Raw genomic sequence first — 4,681 nt, 5'->3', positions numbered from 1 at the left:
GGCTCGGCCCGCGCGACGTCGGCGACCTCCTCCTCCGGCCGCGGCGGGATCGTCTCATCGACCTCGAGCTCAGGGATGCTCGGCGGAGCCGCGCCTTGAGTCAGTAGAGAAAGTCCTCACGCCGGCGGTTCATGCAGCCCTGGGGCACGCGACCAGTTCGGTCGCCCCAGGCACGGCGCAGCAGGAGCGCAAGGGAGGGCCGCTCCCGCCACAGTGTGCGACCAAGATCCAGCGCAGGTCACACAGATCACCCGGCAAGGCGACCGACTTACCCCACCACCGGCTGCGCCCATCCGGTACTGTCACCGCATGGTCAACCCTCGCCTTGAATTTGCACTGGAGCAGATCAAGCCCGCTGATTGGCGACATTTCGAGAAATTCACGTCAGAGTTCCTCGCGTCCGACTTTCCAGCGCTCCGCACGACCGCTTCAAGTAGCGGTGATCGAGGACGCGACGCTGAAGTATTCCGGCTGGACGGGATGCCAAGGACGATGTTTCAGTACTCAGTCACCACGGACTGGCAAAGCAAGATCCAAGATACGATCAAGAAGATCACCGAGAACTTTTCCGGTGTGAATAGAATTATATATTGCACCAATCAAGAGATCGGCGCGAAGATTGATCAGGCGCGCGAAGACGCCTGGAACGACCATGGAATTCAGATCGATCTCCGAGACCGAAATTGGTTCATCGAGCGAGAGAGCGATTCGCCTGCACGTAGCACCGCCGCTGAAGAGCTCATCGAAGCTTTCGTCTTGCCACTTCTTCAAAAGCGCAAGATTGTCAAACAGATTACATCACCGCTCTCGCACGACGAGAGCAAGGTTGCCCTTCTACAACTGGCTCTCAACGAGCAGGATAGCCGATCAGATCAGTCGCTAACGAAGACAAGTTTCGACGCTCTAGTCCTCGCGGCGCTGGTCGGAACTACTGCCGAGGACCCAAGAACCAAAGAAGAAGTCGCTGCGACCACATCGAGCATGCTGCCGAATGCCGAGAGAAAGCAGGTTCACGCCCTAGCGTCGAGCGCCCTAGACAGGCTCTCCAAGAAACGCGGTCCTGTCAAGCACAACCGGATACAGCAGAACTATCACCTAAGCTTCGAGGCGTCCACGGAATGGCAGTCCGGCGCAGCCGAATTCCTCCTTGAGCAGGAATCGCTAGAACAGGACCTCGCTGCTGCACTTTTTGGAGTCAGCGAGGAGCTGGACGATGCCCCGGAGCTGCTAATGGCGGAGTCCAAATCCCTAAGAGTCGGGCTGGAGCGGCTTCTCCTGGAGCGCGGCGAAGCGTTTGCCCATTCCATCATTTACGAGAACGTCTCCGAGACCCCTGCCGTGGAGATCGCGGATGCGCTAAGCGGTTACGAACTTTCGCTGACTATTCGCACGGACCAAGCAGCGGCTGCCATCCTCACTGTACTCGCCACTCCGTCCGAACGCGGCCGTTCCCACCTAGAGCGAATCTTGAACGCCTACACGCTCTTGGCATTTCTCCAACAGACCCCTGACGTCCAGAAAACTCTTTCGAGAATATTCGAAGGAGCCGAGGTGTGGCTAGACACATCCGCAGTACTGCCCCTAATCGGTGAACTCGCACTCGACGTCGACGATCAGAAGCCGTTTACCAGACTATTCCGCGCGGCCCTCGATTCGGGACTATCGCTGTACGTCACCGGGGGCGTAATAAACGAAATTAGCCACCATCTCGACAACTGTATTCGATGCGTCCAGCTAGGATCCGGATGGCGAGGGCGAATTCCGTTCGTCCTCTCCGCATATATTTATTCTGGGCGATCCGCGCTCGAACTTCAAGAATGGATCCGCGACATCAAGGGGGATCTGCATCCAGAGCAAGACATCGAAGAGTCTATCGATGAGCTCTTCGGGATTCGCCGACAAGATCTGGCGCCCCTTTCGGATGCGGCACCCATCGAACTGCGTGGGGCAGTTCAAAATCTCTGGCTCGATTCACACTCGAAACGTCGACGCACGGATGCAATCGGTCACGGAACTGTCGACAAACTGGTCGAACACGACGTAGAAAACGTCGTTGGCGTGATCGAGCACCGTCGCCGGCAGAAGTCGTCGCCACTCGGGTATACAGCTTGGTGGCTGACCCTCGACCGGACAGCGACACGACTTCAGTCGTGGCTGCGCGACCAGCTCGGCGAAGATGCACCACATTCGCCAGCGGTGAATCCGGACTACTTCTCACAAATGCTTCGCTTGGGGCCGCTCCGTTGTGCAGGCGCGAGCGTCGACGCACCCAGGCTGCCGGTCTCCATCGAGATTCGACGTTTCGAGAATGTGCCTGCGAAGTTGCTGGAGATCGCTCGCACCACACGGCTTGAGTATGCCGACTATGGCGAGCGCCGAATCAGGCGGGAGGTCCGGGACGCGCTCGATCGAGCGAGGACTGCAACGGGAACCGCACCCCGAACGCTGGTAGCGGTGGATGACGAGCTGACAGAGGCCGATGCTACGGCCTGACCTTTTGCTGGCGCTGACGAGGGGCTAGTTTCTCGGGAGGCTGGACCGGCTCTTATATGAGCGCACGGATCGTGGTCGATAGCGCATCTGCGTCCGCCGCCGCCAATTCCTGCCCCCGACGAGGGTTTTTCGCGTACCCGATTACTCGGGTACCAGCTGCGCGTGAGGCCTTGACATCCGATACCGAGTCACCGATGAGTACAGTGGCCGCAGGTTCTTCGCGGGCTGCCTGAAGCGCCTTCCGAACCATATGGACGTCGGGCTTCATCAGTTCTGGCCTAAGTTCTGGACGTCCGATAATATCGCGCACCTGGCCGGTGAGCCCGAATCTGTCCAGGTACGTGCGCGCAGCGCTGGCAGCGTTGTTCGTAATTATGACGACCGGGACTCCAGCCTGTCCGAGCGCGGCGATCAGTTTGTGCGCGCCCTCGGTAGGTCGCGATGTGCGGGCAGCTTCGACCTCGGCTTCGATGCAAACCGCCTCGACGTCCGGCAGCGCGTCCGGCGCGTGGATTCCGGCCCATCGGATGATCGCGAGATGGTCGGAGGTCTCACGTAGCTCGGCGGGTTCGATGCCGTGTCGGGCAAGTGCTGCTCGCGCTGCGTTCGCAGCTTGCATGTTGAGCGGGGCAGGCATGAGTGGCGTGACGGGGCCGTCGAAGTCGAGTAGGACGGCGCGTGCGGACCAGAGCAGGGTTCGGGCGTCGGTCACTTGGGATCCTCGACGGCGATGGTGTTCCAGACGCTGTCGAACCAGTTGCGTCTGGCGGGCGCAGGCGCTGTACCGCGACTTTGCGGGCGTACTCCACAAGTACGAGGCCCGCGGGCCGTCCGGTGCTGCTGCGCAGCGTCGCTTGGAAGACAAGCTGCACCGTGCGAGCACGGACGGAACGGCCAGCGGTGGCGCCGCGATCACGCCGGAGTCCCGGATGACGGTCGTCTTCGACCAGTGGGTCTCGGAGAAGCGGGTCGAGGGGCAGATCACGCCGCAGTCGCTCGCGACGTATCTCGGCGTGCTGGAGCGGGACCTGCGCCCGGCGTTCGGCGCGCTGCGGGTGCGGGAGGTGACTCCGGTCGCGGTGAACCGGGTGCTCATGGCGCTGAGCGCGGCGCGGAAGTTCGACACCGCCCGGCAGGCTCGCAACGTGCTGTCGCAGGTCATGATGATGTGCGTCCGGTACGGGGCGGCGCCGTTCAACCCGGTGCGGGACGCCGTGACGGTGCGCAAGCCGCGTCGTGACGAGGTCCGTGCGCTCGGGCTGGAGGACATCGCCCTGCTGCGGAAAGCCGTGCGCGAGTGGGAGGACCGACCCGCGCTCCCCCGAGGTCGCCGGAACATCACACTGCTGCCGCAGATCGTGGACACGATGCTCGGCACCGGCCTGCGGATCGGTGAGTGTTTGGCACTGCGGGAGGCGGACCTCGACCTCGAGGCTCTGATCCCGACGCTCACCGTGACGGGCACCGTCGTCCGCGTCGAGGGCGGTTGCTGCGGCAGTCCAAGCCCAAGTCGGACACGTCGCGCCGCACGATCACGCTGCCGGCTTTCGTCGTCGCGGCGATCACCGAGGCGCTGGACCTCGGGCTCGACGGCGGGCCGGACGACCTCGTGTTCCCGTCGACCAACGCCACGCCGCGCGCGCCGAGCAGGATCCGCGACCAGCTCCGCGACGCCCAGGCCGCCATCGGCACCAAGGTCACGCCGCACGACTTCCGCCGCACCGTCGCCACCCAGGTCGCGAACTCGACCACCATCGCCAACGCGACCGCGCTGCTCGGTCACGCGGACGAGGGCACCACGGTGCGGCACTACGTGAAGCGGACCCACGTCGCCCCGGACCTGCGGACGGTGATCGACCAGCTCGTCACCCAGGCGTCGACGCCGGGCGTCCCGGAAGGGAAAACGGAGTGAAAAAGGAGTGCGGGAAACGACGAAGGACCCCACAGCCGCAGAATCTCGCGGGTGGGGCCCTTCGGGTGGCGGTAGCGGTGGGATTTGAACCCACGGTGGACTTTCACCCACACACGCTTTCGAGGCGTGCTCCTTAGGCCGCTCGGACACGCTACCTCGCCGGACGAACCGGCCCACCGAGGATACCCAATGGATCGGCAGACCCGAAATCCGGTGTCCGGGGCCGCCCGGTAGTGCCTCCCGTCCTCCGGTCGTGCGCGGCGCGCACTACCTGGC

General features: G+C 63.0%; 3 protein-coding genes, 1 tRNA gene and 1 pseudogene. 3 read left to right on the top strand and 2 right to left on the bottom strand.

The features are described from left to right. The first annotated feature begins 309 nt into the window (after window positions 1–309). Entirely contained in the window at window positions 310–2,493 is a 2,184-nt protein-coding gene (locus tag ACFWEK_RS19040) for a hypothetical protein (RefSeq protein WP_430555052.1), read from the top strand. Between the two features lie 52 nt (window positions 2,494–2,545). Here ACFWEK_RS19040 and ACFWEK_RS19035 read toward each other — a convergent pair whose 3' ends face one another. Further along, window positions 2,546–3,205, bottom strand: a complete 660-nt coding sequence (locus tag ACFWEK_RS19035) for an HAD family hydrolase (protein ID WP_430555053.1) — start codon at window positions 3,203–3,205, stop codon at window positions 2,546–2,548. Between ACFWEK_RS19035 and ACFWEK_RS19030 the strand changes: the two are divergent. Together ACFWEK_RS19030 and ACFWEK_RS19025 are read left to right on the top strand one after the other, a co-directional pair. Then, window positions 3,111–3,644 (top strand): annotated as a pseudogene (locus tag ACFWEK_RS19030) (hypothetical protein); the annotation flags it as partial. The gene ACFWEK_RS19035 and the pseudogene ACFWEK_RS19030 sit on opposite strands and share 95 nt — an antisense overlap. A gap of 335 nt (window positions 3,645–3,979) precedes the next feature. After that, window positions 3,980–4,405, top strand: coding sequence for a tyrosine-type recombinase/integrase (locus ACFWEK_RS19025; RefSeq protein ID WP_430555051.1), 426 nt, complete (start codon window positions 3,980–3,982; stop codon window positions 4,403–4,405). A gap of 66 nt (window positions 4,406–4,471) precedes the next feature. Here ACFWEK_RS19025 and ACFWEK_RS19020 read toward each other — a convergent pair. Then, a tRNA-Ser gene (locus tag ACFWEK_RS19020) sits at window positions 4,472–4,561 on the bottom strand. Between the last annotated feature and the right edge of the window lie 120 nt (window positions 4,562–4,681).

The organism is Isoptericola sp. NPDC060257 (genome assembly GCF_042726645.1).
In the GTDB taxonomy this organism is placed as follows: Bacteria; Actinomycetota; Actinomycetes; order Actinomycetales; family Cellulomonadaceae; genus Isoptericola; species Isoptericola nanjingensis.
This window is presented reverse-complemented; position numbering and strand designations above follow the sequence as displayed.